The following is a 2,958-nucleotide window of genomic DNA, read 5'->3' as shown; positions in this document are numbered from 1 at the left end:
CCGTCCACCGCCCAGCAGTTCTACGGCCGCTGGGCGCGACTCTACGACCTGCTCGCAGTAGCGACCCCCGGCCTCTCCCGACTCCGGAGTCGAGTCGTGGACGAACTCCGACTTTCGCCCGGTGATACCGTGGTCGAGATGGGGTGTGGAACTGGGGCGAACTTCCCGCACCTCCGGCGGCGCGTCGGTTCCGAGGGCAGGGTCATCGGCGTCGATTTCACCCGCGGAATGCTCGAACAGGCGCGGGACAGAATCGACCGCGAGGGGTGGAAGAACGTCCACATCGTGCAGGCCGACGCCGCCACGTTCTCGCTCCCCGAGGATGTGGACGCCGTGCTCGCCACGTTCGTCATCGGCATGCTGGACGATCCCTACGGCACCGTTTCCCGGTGGCTGGACGGCATCCGTCCGGGCGGGGGTCTCGCCCTACTCGACGCCGGGCAGAGTTCGCGTGCCTACTCGTGGCCGGTGAATCAGGCCTTCCGCGGCCTCGTCCTCGCCTCGACGCCCGGCGGGACGAGCGGATTCGAAAAACCGCCGTGGTACGTGCTGGACGAACGAATCGCTGAATCGCGGCGGGCGTTGTCGGAGCGGACTGTTGCGATGAACGACAGCGAACACGCGCTGGGGGTCGTTCGGATTACCGGCGGACGGGTGACAGAGTAACCCCGTAACGCAGTTTTCAGTCGTCCGCCGGCGACGGACTGCTCACCATCTCAACCGTTCCGCTGACCTCCAATTCGTCCAGCGCGACCTGTGCGGCGCGCTTGCCCGACAGCAACATCGCGCCGAACGTCGGTCCCATCCGGGTGAGGCCGTACGTCGTCGCGGTGGCGAGGCCGGTCGAGACGAGACCGTCGTGAACTTTGCCCGCGTGTTCGACCACCTCGTCTTCGCTCTTTGCGACCCACATGGAGTCGTGACCGGGCGAGTCGTGGCCGGGCGCGCCGTACTCCCCGTCTCCCGACGTGTCCATGCCCGTGTTGTGCTCGCGCGCGTGGCGAAGGCCGGGTGCGTCGAGCACGCCGCGCTCTTGGAGTTTCGAGACGACGACCGCTTCGTGGCCCGTGGCGTCGATAACGAGGTCGGATTCGACCGCGATGGGGTCCACGCAGGTGAGTCCCCGCGGTAGGGCGTGGACCGGCGTCCAGTTCATGACGATGCCGCCGACGTGGTGGCCCTCGCGAACCACGACGTCGGTGAACTCGGTCATATTCTGCATCTTCGTGCCAGCGGCACAGGCCGACTCGATGAGCGCGGAACAGGCGTGCGGGCCGTTTGCGACGTACAGTCCGTCGGCCTCGTCCGATTCCTCGTAGGGGACGCCGAGGTCGTCGAGGACGGCCTGCGACGGGTCGCGGACCGTCACCTTGTTCATCAGGAATCCGCCGAGCCAGAACCCGCCGCCGAGGTAGTTGTTCTTCTCCACGACCATGGTCTCGACGCCGCGCTCGGCGAGTTCCTTCGCCGCGACCAACCCGGACGGGCCGCCGCCGACGATGATGACGTCCGTTTCCGAGAACTCGGTGAACTCGTCGCTCCACGCGGTGCCAATCGCTCGCGTCACTTCCGCCTCGCTCACGTCCGCAAAGCCATCGAATGCTTGCATACCACTCAGTGATATCACTAAGTTGTTGAAAAGGGTTTTCCTCCGTCGGTGACACGTGGCCGTCGCTATCGGATCGACTCGACTTTTGTCGAAAAACCTCGGTTTAGTGGCGTCTCGCGTCGATTTCGGACACGGAGAGAACCGCTCAGTCGTAGGTCGGCACGCGCCCGGATTCGTCGCTGCCGTCCACCAGCGGCAGGGACACCAGTTCCGCGCCGACGTCCTCACCATCGACGCGGACGGTCAGTCTCGACCCGATTTCCACGTCGTAGTCCACCAGCGCCATCGCGGCCGGTTCCCCGCGCGACGGACTCTCGATTCCGCGGGTGATTTCGCCGACGACTTCATCGCCCGCGAAGACCGCCGCGCCCGCTTCCGGTACGGATTCGGGGAGCAGTCCCGCGAGTCTCCGACTCGGTTGCCCGCGGTTTTCGACGCGCGAGACGACTTCCTGGCCGACGTAACACCCCTTCTCGAAGTCGAGGGCGTTTCGGAGGCCGAGCACGTTCGGAATTTCGCCCCGTAGTTCGTACTCGAACAGCGGCGTTCCGGCTTCGAGCGTCAACGACTCCCACGTCACCCGGCCGAAGGGAGCGGCGTTCATCCCTCGCGTGACGAGGGCGTCGAAGACGAGTTCGACGTTCGGCCGTTCGCGTCCGATTTCGTCCGCCGTCTCGTCCGTCGTGCAGACCACTTCGTAACCCTCCTCGCCCGTCGGCGCGTCGGTTCGAATGACCGTGACGCCCACGTCGGCCATCTTCCCGCGGATGAACGAGAGCTGTTCGTCCGGGGTGCTCGCGCCGTTCAGCACGCTGGCGACCTTTTCGGTGGCGTACGGCCCGTGGACGCCGAAGACGGCGAAGCGCTCGGTCGCGACGGAAATTTCTACGTCCTGAATGAACACCTTCTCTCGCCACTCCTCGCTTCCTCCCCTGCCGGTTCACGCTGCTTTTTGTCTCCTGCCGAACACCACCCGGTATGCAAGTCGGCACCGCGGAATCTGCGCCCGGCGAACTCGTCACCGGATGGTTGGACGTCACCGACCTTCCGACAGGAACGCCCGAACGCCTCCCCGTCCTCATCGCGGAGGGGGAGGAGGACGGCCCGACGCTTTGGATTACGGCGTCGATTCACGGCAACGAGGTGACCGCCCTCGCCACCGCGCAGGACGTTATGCATGAGGAGTTGGCGTCGAAGATTCGCGGGACGGTCGTCTGTCTCCCAAATTTGAATCCCGCCGGACTCCGCCGGACGACCCGCGCCTCCTACTACCACGGTGACGATCCGAATCGCTATTTCCCCGACCCGGACGCGGACGGGGTCGCGTCCCGCGCGCGTGCAGGAACTCA

3 protein-coding genes and 1 pseudogene are annotated in these 2,958 nt (G+C 65.8%); 2 read left to right on the top strand and 2 right to left on the bottom strand.

Annotated features, from left to right (window positions below; translation table 11 throughout):
• A partial coding sequence (locus BG842_RS08575) for a class I SAM-dependent methyltransferase (RefSeq protein ID WP_254663001.1) occupies nt 1–666 on the top strand: 666 nt, incomplete at its 5' end.
• Nucleotides 667–682: 16 nt separating this feature from the next.
• Here the strand turns inward: BG842_RS08575 and BG842_RS08570 are convergent.
• Both BG842_RS08570 and BG842_RS08565 read right to left on the bottom strand, forming a co-directional pair.
• A complete protein-coding gene (locus BG842_RS08570) occupies nt 683–1,609 on the bottom strand; it encodes a sulfide-dependent adenosine diphosphate thiazole synthase (protein WP_069450441.1) in 927 nt (308 codons plus the stop codon).
• 145 nt (nt 1,610–1,754) lie between these two features.
• Nucleotides 1,755–2,534: pseudogene (locus BG842_RS08565) on the bottom strand (glycine cleavage T C-terminal barrel domain-containing protein); the annotation flags it as partial.
• A gap of 53 nt (nt 2,535–2,587) precedes the next feature.
• Here BG842_RS08565 and BG842_RS08560 point away from each other — a divergent pair.
• The coding region (locus BG842_RS08560; RefSeq protein ID WP_254663000.1) for a succinylglutamate desuccinylase/aspartoacylase family protein at nt 2,588–2,958 on the top strand (371 nt) is incomplete at its 3' end.

Source organism: Haladaptatus sp. W1, from assembly GCF_001723155.1.
GTDB lineage: Archaea > Halobacteriota > Halobacteria > Halobacteriales > Haladaptataceae > Haladaptatus > Haladaptatus paucihalophilus.
The sequence above is the reverse complement of the archived record's forward strand: the minus strand, read 5'-3'. Positions and strand labels throughout refer to the sequence as shown.

What these genes read in the sequence shown, in the direction of transcription:
- BG842_RS08570 (WP_069450441.1), bottom strand. Translation starts at nt 1,609, where the DNA reads ATGCAAGCATTCGATGGCTTTGCGGACGTGAGCGAGGCGGAAGTGACG.